Here is a 15,208-nt window from a genome sequence, read left to right as displayed (position 1 = left end):
GGTGCGCGCCGTTTCCCTCACGACGGAGCGCATCCATGGCACGCATGCACGAAGTGGACTTCCACATCTACGGCGAGGACCTGCAGTTCGTCGAGGTGGAGTTGGACCCGGGAGAAGCCGCGGTCGCCGAAGCCGGCACCCTCATGTACATGGAAGACGGCATCGAGATGGAGACCATCTTCGGTGACGGCTCGGAGAAGACGAGTGGCTTCTTCGGCTCGCTGCTCGGCGCGGGCAAGCGACTGCTGACGGGCGAGTCCCTCTTCACCACCGTCTTCCTCAACAAGAGCGGTGGCGGCAAGCGCAAGGTGTCCTTCGCCGCGCCCTACCCGGGCAAAATCATCCCGGTGAACCTGGGTGAACTCGGTGGCGAGCTGATTGCGCAGAAGGACAGCTTCCTCGCCGCGGCCAAGGGCGTGACGCTGGGCATCGCCTTCCAGAAGAAGCTGGGCACCGGCCTGTTCGGCGGCGAGGGATTCATCATGCAGCGGCTCCAGGGTGACGGGCTCGCCTTCATCCACGCCGGCGGCACGCTGCACGAGCGCACGCTGGGCCCGGGTGAACTGCTGCGCGTGGACACCGGCTGCATCGTCGCGTTCCAGCCCACCGTGGACTACGACATCCAGATGGTGAGCGGCATCAAGACGGCCTTCTTCGGCGGCGAGGGCCTCTTCTTCGCCACCCTGCGCGGCCCCGGCAAGGTGTGGCTCCAGTCGCTCCCGTTCAGCCGGCTCGCGGGCCGCATCCTCTCCGCCTCGCGCCCGGGTGGCGCTCGCGACGAGGGCAGCGTGCTGGGTGGTGTCGGACTGGGCAGCCTGCTCGGCGACGACTAGCGCACCGGGCAGGCCGGCCGTTCGCGGACCGCTATCCGCGCCGCCGCCGCGACAGGCCGGCCAGTCCCGCCAGCAGCACCCAGGAGCCCACCACGCCCACGGGCGATGCGCCGCAGCCACACCCCACGTCGAGCGCCGCGGGCCCCCGCACCTCGAAGCCCGTGGTCCGCGAGCGCGCCGGCACGCGGCTGGAGGTGACGAGTTGCTCCTGCGCCGCGACGCTGTGCGCGCCCACGGACAGCGCGCTCTCGCGGGGCACCTGGTAACGGAAGGCCCCGGTGTCATCGGCCGTCACCGTGGCGACTTCAATGCCATCCACCTCGATGACCACCGTGGCGCCAGCCGTCGCCGCGCCCGCGAAGAGCGGCGTGGAGTCCACCACCTCGCCATCAGCGGGGACCACCAGCACCGGCCAGCCGTCCTCCGGGACCTGGGTGCCGCCATCTCCCTGGGACGTGCCCGCATCCTGCCCGGACGTCCCTCCGTCACCCTCGCCGCTCACCGCCTGGGACTCGAATCGGATGGGCTGCGAGTAGGGCCCGCTGATTCCCGCCTCGTTGTGCGAATGAACGGTGACGAAATGAGGGCCCGGCGTCAGCGGCGATTCAGCAGGCCACTGGTAGCGGAAGCGGCCCGCGCCATCCACGGGGATGATGACCTCGGGGCCATTGTCCACCTCGATGCCCACCGTCTGCCCGTTGGGCGCGACGCCCGCGAACAACGGCGTGGTTCCCACCGTCTCCCCGTCCTGCGGAATCACCAGGATGGGCTCCACCACCACGCCACCATCCTCCAAGGTGGCCGCGACAGAGAACGACACAGGCGCGGAGGGCGCGCTGTACGCCCCCAGCCCCTCCGTCACCACGTGGACCGTGTGCGTGCCGACATCGAGCGGCGCCTGCTGCGGAGGGATGCCAGCGGTGAACACACCATCCGCGCCAGAGCTCACCTGAAGCCGCTCCACGCCATCGACGAACACGAGGACTCGAACGCCAGGGTCCGCCTGGCCTTCGATGCGAGGACGGTGAGGAACGCCCACCGCTCCGGACACGGGAGAGCTGACAGACGGCGTCCCGGGCGTGCGGTAGGCCACGTGGTATTCCTCGGCGAAGCCTTCGCTCCCCGTACCCGCGCCATGCGTTCCACCATCCGACGGGGTGAGGGTCCCAGCAGCGCCGCCCGACATGCTCCTGGGACACGACGCCATCGCCCCTTGCAGCAGCACGCCGCCGCCACCACCACCGCCGCCCGGGCCGAGCACCCAGCCCGGGTAGCTGACGTTGCCACCGTTGCCGCCCGCGGCTCGGGCGCTCCCGCAGGACAGTGAGTCCTGCGCGCGAAGGATGAGGACACCGCCCGCGCCACCACCGCCCGCGCCATCGTCGCCCGGCGTGTGGCTGGCGGCGAGCCCATCCGCGGAGAAGCGCCCGGCGCCCGAAAACGCCCTGGCCCGGATGAACACAACTCCGCCGCCCGCGCCGCCACTCGAGCCCAGGTCATCGTTGCCCTCCCCCGCGCCACCGCCACTCCCGAAGACAAACTTGTCGATGAGCGAGTACTTCGCGGGCGCGCCACCGAAACCGCCCTCGTCCCGCGTCATGTCCGCCTCCGATGTGCGGCCCCCGACACCGCCCCGGCCCCCATTCCCGCCTCCGCCACCACCCGCGTTGTGGCAGTTGCCACCGCCGCCCTCACCCGCCACGGAGCCGCGCCCCGAGGCCGTGCCGAAGCGGCCCATCCGCAGGCCCTCCCCTTTGTAGGCACCACCTGCCTCGGGAGTGAGGTCCAGGTCGGTGCAGCCAATGAGGTCCGCGTGATTGACGAAGAGCCCGCCCCGGAAGCCCATTCCTTCCGCGCTGATGAGGCCCTGGTTCGTCACCGTGCCCGTGGCAAGGAAGGCCAGGATGCCGCCGCTGCGCCCATCCCATGGGCGGGCCATGACGGTGGCGCCCGCGGACACGAGGACGTTCGTGTACTCGGGCACGGAGACCACCTGCGCGCCGGGCGCGGTGTAGGCATGCACCAGGGGCTCGGAGAGGCGCAGCACGGGCGGCGAGGCCGTCACGGCATCCACGCGCGCCAGCTCCCAGTGGCCCATCCGTCGAAGCTCCAGGGTGCCGCCATCGCTGGAGACCACTGCCTCCTGCGCCCCACCACTCTGATGGAGGAGCACCAACGTGCCGGCGGTGAAGCCCGAGACGCTTTGCACCGGAACGTCGCGGGCGCCGGCCACCGCGAGGTCCGTCAGCGGCGTGGCGGCATTGAGGACGCGCCCCACCGTCGAGACGGACAGCGCGCCATCGCGGCCCGAGCCCAGGCCGAAGGAATCCAGCTCCGCCAACGCGGGGGACGCCGGGAGCAACACGAGCAGGCAGGAGAGGACGAAGCGCATGCCCCCTCATGCTGCCTCAGAAACCGGGTCTACCGCGAGTGCGGGCCCCCTGGGGGACTCACTCCCCCGAAGGGTTCATCAGCGCCCGGGCGTTGCGCGGTGCGAAGAAGGGCTGGCGCGCGAGCCTCGGCAGGGCGCGCTTGTCCACGCACCAGAGCTGGAGCGCATCCTCCCACTCGCCCAGCTCGGCCACCGCGCGCACGTCCGGCGCATCGCGATAGAGGCTGTTGAGGTTGTGCACCAACGCGGACAGGTCCTCCACCTCCCAGCGCTCCGTCACGTCACCGGCCATGACGTGGAGCTCCAGTACGGGGCGCTCGCGCACGTCCACCACCTTGAAGCGGCGGGCCGCGCCGCCCATGGCGGTGGTGAGCGGCCCCACCAGTTCGTCGGCGCGCACGCCGTACCCCACGGACAAGCCGCCTTCGAGCAGGCCCGCGTCACACAGACGCAGCATGGACACATGGGGAGGCTCGCCACGCGGCAGCAGCGCCGCGGCGGCATCGCGGTCCTTGAGGAGTCGCTCCTGGATGAGCACGTCGAGCAATGGGGCCATCGAGCCCCACAGCCTATCGCTCCTCACCGCTCCAGTAGTCCACCTCCGCGGAGAGGGGCAGCGTGGTGAACAGGGTCCGAGCCGCCTTGTCGCCCCCAGGAGCACTGCCCGCGGAGATGACCACCTTCCCTGAGTCCGGGTACACCATGACGTCCGGCTCCACCATGGTGGAGAAGGCGAGGTAGCGCAGCGTCTCAGTTCCGTCGTTGAGGAGCTGGTGCGCGCCACCAGGCCCCACCGGCAGCGCCACGTAGTCGCCCGCTTTGATGGCGACAGTGTCGTCCCCCAGGCGCAGCCGGCCCGTGCCCGCGAGGATGAAATAGGCCTCTTCGTTGGCCAGGTGGTAGTGCCGCGGCCACGCGTGTTTGCCGGGTGGCAGCTCCATCAAGCTGCACCCCAGCTTGCGGCCCTTGGCGGCGGCGCCCAACTGCTTGCGGCGGTACTCCACCCGGGGACCTTGCGTGACTTCGATCCAGGGAAGCTCGGGCTCGTGGACGACGTGAGGATGCGAGGACATGGGCAGGTGCTCCTGTTCAGGGTCGCGTCGCGAGCAGCGCGAAGACGCGGTGGGGAATGTCGAGCGGGTCCGCCGGAAAGCTCCCGGCGAGCAGGTCCGCGAGCGCGGCGTCGAAGCGGCTCACCGTGGTCGCGGGCACGGACGCGCCCACCTTCGCGCTGGCGCGGATGCGGCCCCGCCACGCGCGGTGGCTGTACGACACGGACACGTCGAAGGAGAACGAGGTGAGCCGGGTGAAGCCCGCCTCGGCGGCGTCGCGGAACCACGGAGGATAGACACCGGAAGACTGGCTCAAGGGCACGAAGGGCGCGGGCGCGCCCGGGTTGAAGCGCTCGATGAGCCACTCGGTGGCCTCCACCACGTTGCCGGGCAGCGGCAGCCAGTCGAAGTGGGCGATGACCAGACGGCCCCCGGGAACGAGCAACCGCGCGGCCTCACGCGCCGCGGCGGGCCGGTCGAACCAGTGCCAGCACTGTCCCGCGACCACCAGGTCGAACGCCTGTGACGGCAGGCCCGTGTTCTCCGCGGGCGCCTGTCGGAAGTCGATGCCCAGGCCCATTCCAGCAGCGAGCCCACGGGCGGCATCCAGCATGTCCGCGGACACATCCAGCCCCGTCACCACGGCGCCGCGCTGTGCCAATCCCCGGGCCACCGTGCCCGTGCCCGTCCCCAGGTCGACGGCGCGGAGGCCCTGACGAAGGAGGCCCTCCTTGTCGAGCCGTTCGAAGAAGGCTTCCGGAAAGCCCGCCCGGTGCCTCACGTAGTCCGACGACGTGCGTCCGAAGTCCACCTGCATGACAGGCTCCTCTCCTCGCGGGCACACGCGGGCCCCGCCGACCTGGGGACGTATCGACACGTCATCCAGTCGAGTCGACAATGGCCTTCGCGGAGGTGCGTGAGACATGAGTAGGCCCAAGGGCGGACGCTCTCAATCTCGATTCGACCATCGACCTGAGGAGGAACTGGTGACCGCGGCACAGGCCGCCGCGCTCCTGGGCGTGAAGCGAGCCACGCTCTACACCTACGTGAGCCGAGGCCTCGTGCGCTGCGTGCCGGAGCGAGGCACCAAGGAGAACCGCTATGTGCGCTCCGACCTGGAGCGCCTGAAAGCGCGGCACGACGCGAGAGCGGGACACGCAGCGGTAGCCTCGGGCGCATTGCGCTGGGGCGAGCCCGTCATCGACTCGTCGGTGTCCCGCGTGGGCGCGGAGGGGCTCGCGTACCGAGGCCACTCGGCGGTGACGCTCGCGGTGGAGGGGCGCGCGTTCGAGGACGTGGCCGAGCTGTTGTGGACAGGCACGCTGCCCGAAGAAGCGTCACGGTGGCCCTCACCCGAGCCGGCGTTTCCACCATCCGAGCTGGCGAAGCTGTTGCCCCGTGGAACACCTCCCGTGGCCGCGCTGTCTGCGCTCGTGCCACTTCTAGGCACACGGGACCAGGTGCGCTTTGCCTCTCCGCCCGAGCAGGAGCGGGCCCGCGCCCGGAGGTTGCTGCGCCACCTGTCCGCGTGGGTCTGCGTGGCGAACGCGCCGGGGCGGGTGACGCAAGCCTTGAACGAGCCCACGGTGGCGCAATCCCTGGCGCGCGCCTGGAACACCCGCCTGAAGCGCGCACCGGAGCTGCTCAACCGCGCGCTGGTGCTGTGCGCGGACCATGAGCTGAACGTGTCCACGTTCGCCACGCGCGTGGTGGCCTCCTCCGGCGCGGACCTCTACGCCTGCCTGAGCGCCGCACTGGCCGCGCTCTCCGGCCCCAAGCATGGAGGGGCTTGCGACCGCGTGGAGGCATTGCTCGTGGAGGTGGGACGGCCGGAGCGTGCCGCGGAGGTCATCCGGGAGCGGCTGCGGCGCGGTGAGGCCATCACCGGCTTCGGCCATCAGCTCTACCCGGACGGAGACCCGCGAACGCCGCCGCTGGTGGAAGCTGCTCGTGCCGTGAGCCCCGAGGCTGCCAGTGTCCGTATCGCCAGCGCCGTGCTGGAAGCCATGCGCGCGGCGGGACATCCGCCCCCGTCCGTGGACTTCGGGCTGGTGATGCTCGCCGGAGCGCTGGGGCTGCCTCCGGGCGCTGGCGCCACGCTGTTCGCCGTGGGGCGCGCGGCGGGCTGGGTGGCCCACGTCCTGGAGCAACGCGAGCAAGGCCACCTGCTGCGCCCCCGGGCCCGCTACGTGGAAGCGAAGCGTCCAGGCACGGCGTGACGCGGGACTGAGCCAACGGCCACTGTCTCCTGCCGCGCACCCAACGAAGTCCGTCGTTGGAGGCACGCACGCGTGAGGGGAAACTCCCGCGCCGTGGACACTCGACGCGTATATCCCCGTTTCGCCATCGCCTCACTGCTCGGCAACGTCGCCTTCCTCGCCTCCTGGGGCGTGGTGCTGATGCGTCCCTCGGGCTGGCAGGTGGTCGGCCCGCTCCTGCTCCTCATGTTCCTCGTCCTGCGGGTCGGCGGCATGTGGCTCTTCGCCTCGCGCCACCCGGTGGAGGAACGCCCACGCATGCGGCGCACGGCGACCCTCACCACCGTGCTGGCGCTCATCGCCGTGGGCATCTGGGTCTACACCGTGCTGCAAGGCCCGCGCGGCTTCTGAGCCGCCAGGCCCTGAAACGGCTCGCGGGCGCCGCCTCCAGACTGAACCGTCCGGAAGCACAGCGCCCGCGATGACTGCCGTGTGCTGACCGCTACACGTTGAAGCGGAAGTGCATGCAGTCGCCGTCCTGGACGACGTACTCCTTGCCTTCCACGCGCAGCATGCCCTTCTCCTTCACTGCGGACTCGCTGCCCAGCTTCACCAGGTCCTCCCAGCGCATCACCTCGGCCTTGATGAAGCCGCGCTCGAAGTCGGAGTGGATGACGCCGGCGGCCTGCGGGGCCTTGTAGCCCTGGTGGATGGTCCACGCGCGGCACTCCTGCTCGCCCACGGTGAAGTACGTCCACAGGCCCAGCAGCTTGTAGCCGGCGCGCACCACCTTGTGCAGGCCCGGCTCGGACAGGCCCGCGCTCTCCAGGAAGCCCGGACGCTCCGACTCCGGAAGTTGCTGGATTTCGGACTCCAGCGCGGCGGCGAGCACCACGACCTCGAAGCCCTCCTTCGCGGCCATCTCCCGAACAGCCTTCACGTGGGGGTTGGCGTCCTCCTTGCCCAGCTCCGCCTCGCCGATGTTCGCCACGTACAGCACGGGCTTGTCGGTGAGCAGGAACAGGTCATGGATGACAGCGCTCTCCTCCTCGGTGAGCTTCTGGGCGCGCACGGTGATGCCGTTGTCCAGGCTCGCCTTGATGCGGTCCAGCAACGCCACCTCGGCCTTGGCCTCCTCGCCGGCCTTGCCGCCCACCTTCGTGTTCTTCAAGGTGCGCTCGCGGCGCTTCTCCACCGTCTCCAGGTCCTTGAGGCACAGCTCCGTGTCGACCACGTCCCGGTCCCGCACCGGATTCACCCCGCCCTCGACGTGGGTGACGTTGTCGTCCTCGAAGCAGCGCAGCACGTGGAGCACGGCGTTGACCTGGCGGATGTTGCCCAGGAACTGGTTGCCCAGGCCTTCGCCCTTGGACGCGCCGCGCACCAGGCCGGCGATGTCCACGAACTCCAGTGAGGTGGGCACCTTCTTCAGCGGCTTGATGAGCGCGGACAGCTGGTCCAGGCGGTCATCCGGCACGGGCACCACGCCCACATTGGGCTCGATGGTGCAGAAGGGATAGTTGGCCGCCTGCGCGCCCGCGGCCGACAGCGCGTTGAACAGGGTGGACTTGCCGACGTTGGGCAGCCCGACGATTCCGATGGATAGACCCATGGTGATTCCCTGGAACACGCGCGCCGGGGGGCGCGCTTCCCCAAAAGGGGATTAGGCAGTGCGGCGCACGGCGCCGGTAGCGCTGGTGCCGTTCAGCGGCAGGCCCTGGACGAACTGCTCGGCCAGCGCGCGCTGCTTGCTGTCGTCCATGCGCTCGCTGATGAGCTTGCCGGCGACTTCCATGGCCAGGTCGACCGCCATGGAGCGGACCTCGGCGATGGCCTTCGCCTTCTGCTCGTCAATCTCGCGACGCGCGCTCAGCTTGAGCTCCTCGGCCTCCTTGCGGCTCTTGGCCATGAGCTCCTCGCGGAACTTCTCCATCTCCTGCGTGTTGCGGCGCATCATCTCCGCGGCCTCGCGACGGGCCTCGGCGATGGCCGTCTTCTGGTCGGCCAGCAGCTTCTCCGCCTCGGCGCGCTCACGCTTGGCGCTCTCGATGGAGTTGGCGATCTGCTTCTCGCGCTCCTCGACCAGCGAAAGGATGGGGCCCCACGCCTTCATCTTCAGGACGATGGCGACGAGGATGAAGGTGACAAGGGTCCAGAAGATGAGGCCCGGCTGGACCTTCACGAGGTTACTGGCGGCGAGGACGGAGGGCAGGAACATGGCGGGATGTCCAGCGTGAGGGAGGGATGCTGCGAAGACTTCGGTTTCCGCGGCAGGAGCGGCCGGCGCCCGCGGTGGAATTCCCTACGGGCACCGGCGACCGTCCAGCGATGACTCGACCTGCGCTCGCCTTAAGACTTGGTGGCGAGCAGAACGCAAACGACCAGCGCGAACAGCGTGGCGCCTTCGATGAGGGCCGCCGCGATGATCATCGTGGTGCGGATGTCGCCGCCCGCGGCCGGCTGACGGCCCGTGGCGTCCATGGCGGCGGCGGCCAGCTTACCAATGCCGAGCGCGGCACCGATGATGGAGAGACCGGCACCCAGACCGGCGGCGAGGAAGGCAAGAGCGAGGTTGGTCATGGTGACACTTGTTCTTTCGTAGCGTGGACCCGCTTGTGGGGGGGTCGTGATGTCCCTTGAGGACTACCTCCGGCGGCCTTTCGAACCGCCGGGTCTTCGACCGGGGCACCGGACTTCAGCGCCCCGCTAACTCGTCAGAACGACCTAGACGTGGTGCGCCTTGCCGTGGTCGTGGCTGGGGCCCGCTTCCGGGTGGTCGTGGCCGTGGTCGTCATGGTGGTGACCCATGGCCACGCTCATGCCGATGAACAGCGCCGACAGCATCGTGAAGACGTACGCCTGCACGAAGCCCACGAACAGCTCGAGCAGGTAGAAGGCGAAGGCGAAGGGCACGCTCACCGTCGCCACCGCGGGGTGGCCGAGGATGAAGATGAGGCCCAGGAGGAAGAAGAGGACGATGTGGCCCGCCAGCATGTTGGCGAACAGACGCATCGTGAGGGCGAAGGGCTTGGTGACCAGACCCAGCACCTCCACCGGAATCATGATGGGCCACAGCCAGGGGGCCACGCCACCCGTCAGGTGCTTCAGGTAGCCGCCCAGACCCGCCGCGCGGATACCGGCCGCCTGGGTGATGACGAAGGTGCACACCGCCAGCGCCAAGGTGACGGACACGTTGCCGGTGGCGGCCGCCATCCAGGGAATCATGCCCAGCAGGTTCATGAACAGGATGAAGAAGAACACGCTGAGCAGGAAGGGCACATAGCGGGGGCCCTCCTCCTTGCCGATGTTCTTGATGGCCACCTCGTCACGAATGAACAACACCAGCATCTCGAGGAGGTTGGCGCCCGCGCCGCGCGGCACCAGCTTCGTCTTGTCGCGGTTGCTCCAGATGAACAGGGTGGCCATCACCAGCAGCGCGGCCAGAAACACCATGACAGCGTGCTTCGTGAGGGACAGGTCCAGGCAGCCTTCCATGAAGCCCGGAACCTCCTCGCCGTGCTCCGTCATCCGGGGCGCGCACCCGTTGGCCTTCAGCGGGACGTGCCACTTCGGGAATTCCAGCACCTTGATGGGGGTGCTGAGCGGGACCTCGATCTCGATGTAGGGCGAGTCCACGACGTGGTGGAGGATGTACCCTGGCACGTCGTCTTCGGACCCCGCGGCCCACGCCGTGGCAGCAAACAGACTGGCGAACAGCACCATTGCCTTGCGCATCACTCGTCTCCGCCCGCCGATTCCTTCGACGCGGCCATCACGTAGCTCACTTCAATCCACTGCAGCGCGAAGTAGACGCCGAAGAAGCCGGCGATGAACGGCACCGCCGCCATTCCCCGCGACACCACGCCCAACAGCCCCGCCAACACGCCCACGGCCCGAAGGCCAAAGATGATTCCGACCACCTTCAGCGCGGCATTGAGGTCCTGCCGCACCGCCCGCCGTTTCAGCACCAGCGCCACCGCGCCCGTCACCGCCGCCAGCCCCACGCCCCACACCGCCGAAACCCGGTCCTCCACCACCTGCGGCATCAACGCCGCCAGCGCCAGGCCCACTACCGCCACGCCACCCGCCAGCGCCGCATGACTCTTGAAGGAGTCCGTCCCGCTACCGCCGCCACGCGCCGTCACTTCCGCTTCCCCAGCCGGGCCATCTCATGGAGGAACCCATAGAAGCCCACGCAGATACCCACCAGGCTCATCACCACCATCAACCAGGGGCCCGTCCCCAACCACCCATCCAGCCAGTAGCCGCCCAGCACGCCCACCACCGATCCGCCCACCAGCTTCCACACCGCCGAGATGTAGGGTTGCGCCGCCCTCATCTGCCGGGCCGTCTCCCCCAACTCGCTGCCGTCCGAACCGCCCGGTTTCCGGGGCTCTTTCACTTCCATTCGGACGCCTCCCCAAACCCTGGGAAAACCTCGCTTTTCCAACCCCGCCGATCCAACCCCTCTACGCGGGGCGCCGCTTAACACCGAACACGCGGCACACGCAACCGGTACCATGGGCAGCGGCCCCCGGCCCCCAGTGGCGATTGCCGCTTCGGCAAGCTCAGCTATCGCCGATCTGCCCCGCATGGAATCGAGGGCCCTTCCTGGGGGCTCGCCAGGGCCCGGGTTCGCCTCTGGGTGAGGCGCTGGGGTCCGGCGGCCCGAGCAGGCGCATGGGGATGGGGGCGCCTGCCCCAACGCCCGGGTGGCCAGCCTCCGGGCGCCGGCCGGCCCGCTCCTCGGCGCCCGGGCGCCTGCGTCGCCAGCTTGCACCCGATACGCGTCAACCCACCGTGACACCTCTGGAGGACTCCATGCCGAAGCCGCTCGTGCTCACGTCCCCCCGCTTCAAGGACGGCGACCTCATCCCCATTGCCTACACCGGCGAGGGCGAGGACATCTCACCGCCGCTTCAATGGACGGGCATGCCCGCCGGGACGAAGAGCCTGGCCCTCATCGTGGAGGATCCGGACGCGCCAGACCCGCGCAATCCCCAAATGACCTTCTCCCACTGGGTTGTCTACAACATCCCACCTTCGGCCCAGGGCCTGCCGGAAGGCGCCACGCCGGACGTCCTCCCCGAGGGCGCCCGCCAGGGTCAGAACGACTTCCGCCGCCAGAACTACGGGGGCCCCATGCCGCCCGTGGGCATGCACCGGTACTACTTCCGCCTGTTCGCCCTGGACACGGTGCTACCGGACCTGGGCCGCGCCTCGCGCACACAGCTCCGGGAGGCCATGGAAGGCCACATCGTGGGACAGGCGGAGCTCATCGGCCTGTACACCAAGGTCCACCACCGCGGCGCGGAGTCCCCCGGGGCCACTCCCGCCTGATTCGGCTCGGGCGACAGCAACCATGAGGACACGGGCTCGGCCGCCCTGCGCGGCCGGGCCCGTTCTAAGTACAAGCCGCAGGGCTGGCACCGGGTTGTGGGATGGTGGGCGAAGCGGCGGGTCAGCAATTTCGCACGGACTGGCAGCGGTGGAAGAGTCAGGCCCGCCGTGAAAACCGCCGCCGAAACCGGGGCAGCCTACGGCCCCTTCGATGCGATGTCCGTGGGTGTCTGCGTCGTCCGTGACGGCCGCTTCGTCTATGTGAACGAAGCGCTGGTGACGATGTCGGGCTACCCACGCGAGGGCGTGCTGGGTGAGCCCGCCACGCTCCTCGTCTCGGCGGAGAGCGAGGCGGAGCTGGCGTCCCGCCATGCCCGTCGCAAGCGCGGCGAGCCCGTCCCCACCACGTACGAGACGATGCTGCGCACCACCGAAGGGGAGCGGCGGGTGGAGCTGACCGTCATCCCCAGCGGCACGGAGTGGGTGGTGCTGGTGCGCGACGTGTCGGCGAGGGCCCGGCGGCGCAGCGTGCTCCAGCGGCTGGCCGAGCTGGGCGCGAGCCTGCCCTCGCTGCGCACCGAGGGCGAGGTGCTGCGGAGGATGTTCTCCAACGTGGAGGAGCTGGGACTTGGCTGCGCGTGGCTTTCGCCAGACCGGCTGGGCGTCCGGCTGGGACAGACGTTCGTGCCGCCCGGCATTGTGCCCACGGAAGCCGCAGAACTGAGTGGCCGCTGGGTACGGGATGTGGTGGGCCAGTGGCCTCCCCTGCTGAAGCGCGCCTGGCGCGACGGCGCGGCCTATACAGACGAGTTGCCCCAGGAGGCCGAGCGCTTCCTCCGAGGCGCCCGGGGCGCGCTGGTTCGCCAGGGCATCCAGCGCGCCGGACAGACGCGTGCCATCGCGGTGCGCATCGACGTGGAGGGCCAGCCCCGGGCCATGCTCGCGCTGGTGGCGGACTGGCTGCGCGAGGAGGAGCTGCCACCCGTGCGGCTCTTCGGCGCGCAGGTGTCCGCGGCGCTGGACGCGGCGCTCACCATCTCCCGCCTGTCCGCGCAGAACACGGCGCTGGCGGCGCTCAACCGCCTGGCCTCGGTGACGGCCTCCGCGCCGCACCCACAGGCACTGTTCGCGCCGGGGACCGACGAAATCGCCGGGCTCCTGGGTTGCGACGCGGTGACGGTGCTCCTGCCAGCGGACGACGGCGAAGTGGAGCTCGCGTACTCAAGCGGCCTGGACACCGAAGGCTCGGAGGACTTCACGCGGCGCTGGCGAGCCGGAAGCCTGTGCCTCCAGGCGCAACGAGAAGGCATCCCGCTGGAGCGCGAGGTGGAGTCCTGTCCGGACGACCTGAGCGAGGAGCTGCTCCGGCAGGGCTTCCGCACCGTGGTGGTCGTCCCCCTGCGGGTGCGCTCGCGGGGCGTGGGCACCCTGTCCGCCCTCTTCCGGGAACGGAGGCCCTTGACGCCGCTCGAACGGGAGACGTTGCAGGCCATGGGCAGCCACTTCGCGGCGGCCATCGAATCCCACCGGCTGCTGCATGAACTTCGTGGCCGCGCCGAGGACCTGGCCCTGCTGCACGAGGTGGCCAAGGCGCTGGCGGCCACCCTGGAACTGGACAAGCTCCTGCACATTGGCGCCACCAGCCTGGCGCGCATCGTGGACACGTCGGATGCCTACGTGTTCCTGCCGGATGTCTCGGGGGAACGGCTCCAGCTTCGCGCGATGACGGGAGGCTCACCGGAGCTTCAAGGGCCCGCCCTGCCACTCATTCCGGCCGATGCGTCACTCGCGTCGGTGGCGTTCCACACGCGCGAGGTGGTGATGGTGGAGGACGCCCGCTCCGACCTGCGCGTCAACGAGGAGGTGCGGCGCCTGCCCGGTGCTCGAGCATTCCTGGTGCTCCCCCTGGTGGTCCACGAGCGCCCCATGGGCGTGATGATGGCGGTGGAGACCCGGCGGCCGCGGCGCTTCACGCTCGCGGAGGTGGAGCGAGCCAGTGCCATCGCCAACCAACTCGCGCTGGCCCGCGAGGGCGCGCGGCTGGTGGAGGACCTTCAAGCCAGCTACGTGGAGCTGGCCCGGACCCAGGCCCAGTTGGTGCGCCGCGAGCGGCTGGCCGCGCTGGGCGAGCTGTCCGCCGTGGTGGCCCACGAGGTGCGGAATCCACTGGGTGCCATCTTCAACTCGGTGGCATCCATCCGCCGCATCGTCGGGCCGGACAGCGCGGCGGTGCCGCTGCTGGACATCGTCGGAGAGGAGTCGGACCGGCTCAACCGCATCGTCGCGGACCTCCTCACCTTCGCGCGGCCGCCCGCGCCGCATCCCTATGCCGTGCCGCTGTCGCCCCTGGTGGAGGATGCGGTGCGAGGCGCGCTGGCGGAGGCCCCGGGCCAGGTGCGCGTGGAGATGGACCTGGCGGACGATGTCCCCTCGGTGACCGTGGACGAGCGGATGATGCGCCAGGCCTTCCTCAACCTCGCCATCAACGCCGTGCAGGCCATGCCTCAGGGCGGCATGCTGCGCGCGAGTGTCCGGCGCGCGACGGGGACTCCCGAAGTCGAGGTGCAGTTCACGGACAGCGGGCCAGGCATCTCCCCCGACGTGCGGGCGCGCATCTTCGAGCCCTTCTTCACCACCAAGGCCAAGGGCACCGGATTGGGGCTGGCGGTGGTGAAGCGCATCATCGAGTCGCACCAGGGCCGGGTCGCGCTGGAATCCCAGCCGGGCCAGGGCACCACCTTCCGGCTCTATCTCCCTCTGGACACCTCCGCCGCGGCGGTAAACGAAGACTGGTAACGCACTTGAAGCTCACGCGTCCGGGGCGCAAATCCCTTCGCGAGGAGCAGAAATGCACCGCCATGCCGCCGTCCTGGGAGTCCTTCTCTGTCTGCGCGCCTTCACCGTCCAGGCCCAGGCGCCCACATCTCCGGACGAGCCTCGGGTGCAGCTGAAGTTCGTGGGAGAGATGGGCTTCCTGGACGTGCTGGCTCACAGCATCCGCCAGCTATGTCTTCACCTCCGCGGACGGAACGCTGCGGCGGACCGCGCGGGACGTGGGGCCAGTGCCGCTGCTGAAGGTGCGCGGACGGTGGGGACTGGGCGGTGGCTGGTGGCTGGGCTTCGAGGCGGACGGCAGCTACGCGCCCACGGCCATCATCAACGGCGACAGTGACTCCAACACCACGGGCGCGCTGCTGGACGCGTCCCTGCGCGGCGGCGTGCGCATCACCGACAACGTGGATGCGTTCCTCAACCTGCGCTACCTGGGCGGCGGCGCGCGCGGCACGTCGGACGACAACGAGGACGAGTTTGGCGACGGCTTCACCAGCAACTGGATTGATACCGCCACCATCAGCCTGGGCTTCAGCTACCGGCTGCCCTGGGGAAGCTGAC

The 15,208-nt window shown here is 69.8% G+C and carries 16 protein-coding genes; 6 read left to right on the top strand and 10 right to left on the bottom strand.

All coding sequences use genetic code 11. The annotated features are described in order from the left end of the window. Nucleotides 1–35 precede the first annotated feature (35 nt). Nucleotides 36–833 carry a TIGR00266 family protein gene (locus BHS09_RS02025; RefSeq protein WP_140786832.1) on the top strand — a complete coding sequence of 266 codons (798 nt, stop codon included), beginning with the start codon at nt 36–38 and terminating at the stop codon, nt 831–833. A gap of 31 nt (nt 834–864) precedes the next feature. Here the strand turns inward: BHS09_RS02025 and agmC are convergent, their stop codons facing one another. The 4 genes from agmC to BHS09_RS02005 are packed head-to-tail and all read right to left on the bottom strand — an operon-like array spanning nt 865 to nt 5,094. After that, on the bottom strand, nt 865–3,225 hold the full coding sequence (gene agmC / locus BHS09_RS02020) for an adventurous gliding motility protein AgmC (RefSeq protein WP_140797018.1): 2,361 nt from the start codon (nt 3,223–3,225) through the stop codon (nt 865–867). A gap of 58 nt (nt 3,226–3,283) precedes the next feature. After that, nucleotides 3,284–3,781, bottom strand: a complete 498-nt coding sequence (locus BHS09_RS02015; RefSeq protein WP_140786830.1) for a hypothetical protein — start codon at nt 3,779–3,781, stop codon at nt 3,284–3,286. A gap of 13 nt (nt 3,782–3,794) precedes the next feature. Further along, complete coding sequence (locus tag BHS09_RS02010) at nt 3,795–4,298, bottom strand: cupin domain-containing protein (protein WP_140786829.1); 504 nt, start codon at nt 4,296–4,298, stop codon at nt 3,795–3,797. 16 nt (nt 4,299–4,314) lie between these two features. Next, nucleotides 4,315–5,094 carry a class I SAM-dependent methyltransferase gene (locus BHS09_RS02005; RefSeq protein WP_174260483.1) on the bottom strand — a complete coding sequence of 260 codons (780 nt, stop codon included), beginning with the start codon at nt 5,092–5,094 and terminating at the stop codon, nt 4,315–4,317. 106 nt (nt 5,095–5,200) lie between these two features. Here BHS09_RS02005 and BHS09_RS02000 point away from each other — a divergent pair, with 106 nt between their 5' ends. Beyond that, nucleotides 5,201–6,496 (top strand): citrate synthase family protein, encoded by a 1,296-nt coding sequence (locus BHS09_RS02000; protein ID WP_140797017.1) that lies wholly within the window; start codon nt 5,201–5,203, stop codon nt 6,494–6,496. A 93-nt stretch (nt 6,497–6,589) separates the two neighbouring features. Next, nucleotides 6,590–6,886 carry a hypothetical protein gene (locus BHS09_RS01995; RefSeq protein WP_090486717.1) on the top strand — a complete coding sequence of 99 codons (297 nt, stop codon included), beginning with the start codon at nt 6,590–6,592 and terminating at the stop codon, nt 6,884–6,886. 91 nt (nt 6,887–6,977) lie between these two features. Here the strand turns inward: BHS09_RS01995 and ychF are convergent, their stop codons facing one another. The 6 genes from ychF to BHS09_RS01965 form a co-directional block, all read right to left on the bottom strand. Further along, on the bottom strand, nt 6,978–8,087 hold the full coding sequence (ychF, locus tag BHS09_RS01990) for a redox-regulated ATPase YchF (RefSeq protein ID WP_140786827.1): 1,110 nt from the start codon (nt 8,085–8,087) through the stop codon (nt 6,978–6,980). Between the two features lie 51 nt (nt 8,088–8,138). Continuing rightward, nucleotides 8,139–8,693 (bottom strand): F0F1 ATP synthase subunit B, encoded by a 555-nt coding sequence (atpF, locus tag BHS09_RS01985; protein WP_140786826.1) that lies wholly within the window; start codon nt 8,691–8,693, stop codon nt 8,139–8,141. A gap of 131 nt (nt 8,694–8,824) precedes the next feature. After that, nucleotides 8,825–9,055: an ATP synthase F0 subunit C gene (locus tag BHS09_RS01980; RefSeq protein WP_046710603.1), complete on the bottom strand. Its 231-nt coding sequence runs from the start codon at nt 9,053–9,055 to the stop codon at nt 8,825–8,827. A 144-nt stretch (nt 9,056–9,199) separates the two neighbouring features. Then, nucleotides 9,200–10,210 carry a F0F1 ATP synthase subunit A gene (gene atpB / locus BHS09_RS01975; RefSeq protein ID WP_140797016.1) on the bottom strand — a complete coding sequence of 337 codons (1,011 nt, stop codon included), beginning with the start codon at nt 10,208–10,210 and terminating at the stop codon, nt 9,200–9,202. Next, on the bottom strand, nt 10,210–10,620 hold the full coding sequence (locus tag BHS09_RS01970; RefSeq protein ID WP_011550536.1) for a hypothetical protein: 411 nt from the start codon (nt 10,618–10,620) through the stop codon (nt 10,210–10,212). Before BHS09_RS01970 ends, atpB begins: the two co-directional genes overlap by 1 nt. Further along, entirely contained in the window at nt 10,617–10,883 is a 267-nt protein-coding gene (locus BHS09_RS01965; protein ID WP_140786824.1) for an AtpZ/AtpI family protein, read from the bottom strand. The genes BHS09_RS01970 and BHS09_RS01965 overlap by 4 nt, the downstream gene beginning before the upstream one ends. Before the next feature lie 413 nt (nt 10,884–11,296). Here BHS09_RS01965 and BHS09_RS01960 point away from each other — a divergent pair, with 413 nt between their 5' ends. The 3 genes from BHS09_RS01960 to BHS09_RS39130 all read left to right on the top strand — a co-directional run bounded on the left by BHS09_RS01960 (nt 11,297) and on the right by BHS09_RS39130 (nt 15,207). Next, nucleotides 11,297–11,815, top strand: a complete 519-nt coding sequence (locus tag BHS09_RS01960) for a YbhB/YbcL family Raf kinase inhibitor-like protein (RefSeq protein ID WP_140786823.1) — start codon at nt 11,297–11,299, stop codon at nt 11,813–11,815. A 168-nt stretch (nt 11,816–11,983) separates the two neighbouring features. Beyond that, nucleotides 11,984–14,611, top strand: coding sequence for an ATP-binding protein (locus tag BHS09_RS01955; protein ID WP_140797015.1), 2,628 nt, complete (start codon nt 11,984–11,986; stop codon nt 14,609–14,611). 266 nt (nt 14,612–14,877) lie between these two features. Next, nucleotides 14,878–15,207 (top strand): hypothetical protein, encoded by a 330-nt coding sequence (locus BHS09_RS39130; RefSeq protein ID WP_237077949.1) that lies wholly within the window; start codon nt 14,878–14,880, stop codon nt 15,205–15,207. The last annotated feature ends 1 nt before the right edge of the window (nt 15,208 follow it).

The sequence above is a fragment of the Myxococcus xanthus genome (genome assembly GCF_006402735.1).
GTDB classification, from domain to species: domain Bacteria; phylum Myxococcota; class Myxococcia; order Myxococcales; family Myxococcaceae; genus Myxococcus; species Myxococcus xanthus_A.
This window is presented reverse-complemented; position numbering and strand designations above follow the sequence as displayed.

Excerpts from the sequence above, each read along its gene's own strand:
- BHS09_RS02025 (WP_140786832.1), top strand. The coding sequence starts at position 36 with ATGGCACGCATGCACGAAGTGGACTTCCACATCTACGGCGAGGACCTG.
- agmC (WP_140797018.1), bottom strand. The coding sequence starts at position 3,225 with ATGCGCTTCGTCCTCTCCTGCCTGCTCGTGTTGCTCCCGGCGTCCCCC.
- BHS09_RS02015 (WP_140786830.1), bottom strand. The coding sequence starts at position 3,781 with ATGGCCCCATTGCTCGACGTGCTCATCCAGGAGCGACTCCTCAAGGAC.
- BHS09_RS02010 (WP_140786829.1), bottom strand. The coding sequence starts at position 4,298 with ATGTCCTCGCATCCTCACGTCGTCCACGAGCCCGAGCTTCCCTGGATC.
- BHS09_RS02005 (WP_174260483.1), bottom strand. The coding sequence starts at position 5,094 with ATGCAGGTGGACTTCGGACGCACGTCGTCGGACTACGTGAGGCACCGG.
- BHS09_RS02000 (WP_140797017.1), top strand. The coding sequence starts at position 5,201 with ATGAGTAGGCCCAAGGGCGGACGCTCTCAATCTCGATTCGACCATCGA.
- ychF (WP_140786827.1), bottom strand. The coding sequence starts at position 8,087 with ATGGGTCTATCCATCGGAATCGTCGGGCTGCCCAACGTCGGCAAGTCC.
- atpF (WP_140786826.1), bottom strand. The coding sequence starts at position 8,693 with ATGTTCCTGCCCTCCGTCCTCGCCGCCAGTAACCTCGTGAAGGTCCAG.
- BHS09_RS01980 (WP_046710603.1), bottom strand. The coding sequence starts at position 9,055 with ATGACCAACCTCGCTCTTGCCTTCCTCGCCGCCGGTCTGGGTGCCGGT.
- atpB (WP_140797016.1), bottom strand. The coding sequence starts at position 10,210 with ATGCGCAAGGCAATGGTGCTGTTCGCCAGTCTGTTTGCTGCCACGGCG.
- BHS09_RS01965 (WP_140786824.1), bottom strand. The coding sequence starts at position 10,883 with ATGGAAGTGAAAGAGCCCCGGAAACCGGGCGGTTCGGACGGCAGCGAG.
- BHS09_RS01960 (WP_140786823.1), top strand. The coding sequence starts at position 11,297 with ATGCCGAAGCCGCTCGTGCTCACGTCCCCCCGCTTCAAGGACGGCGAC.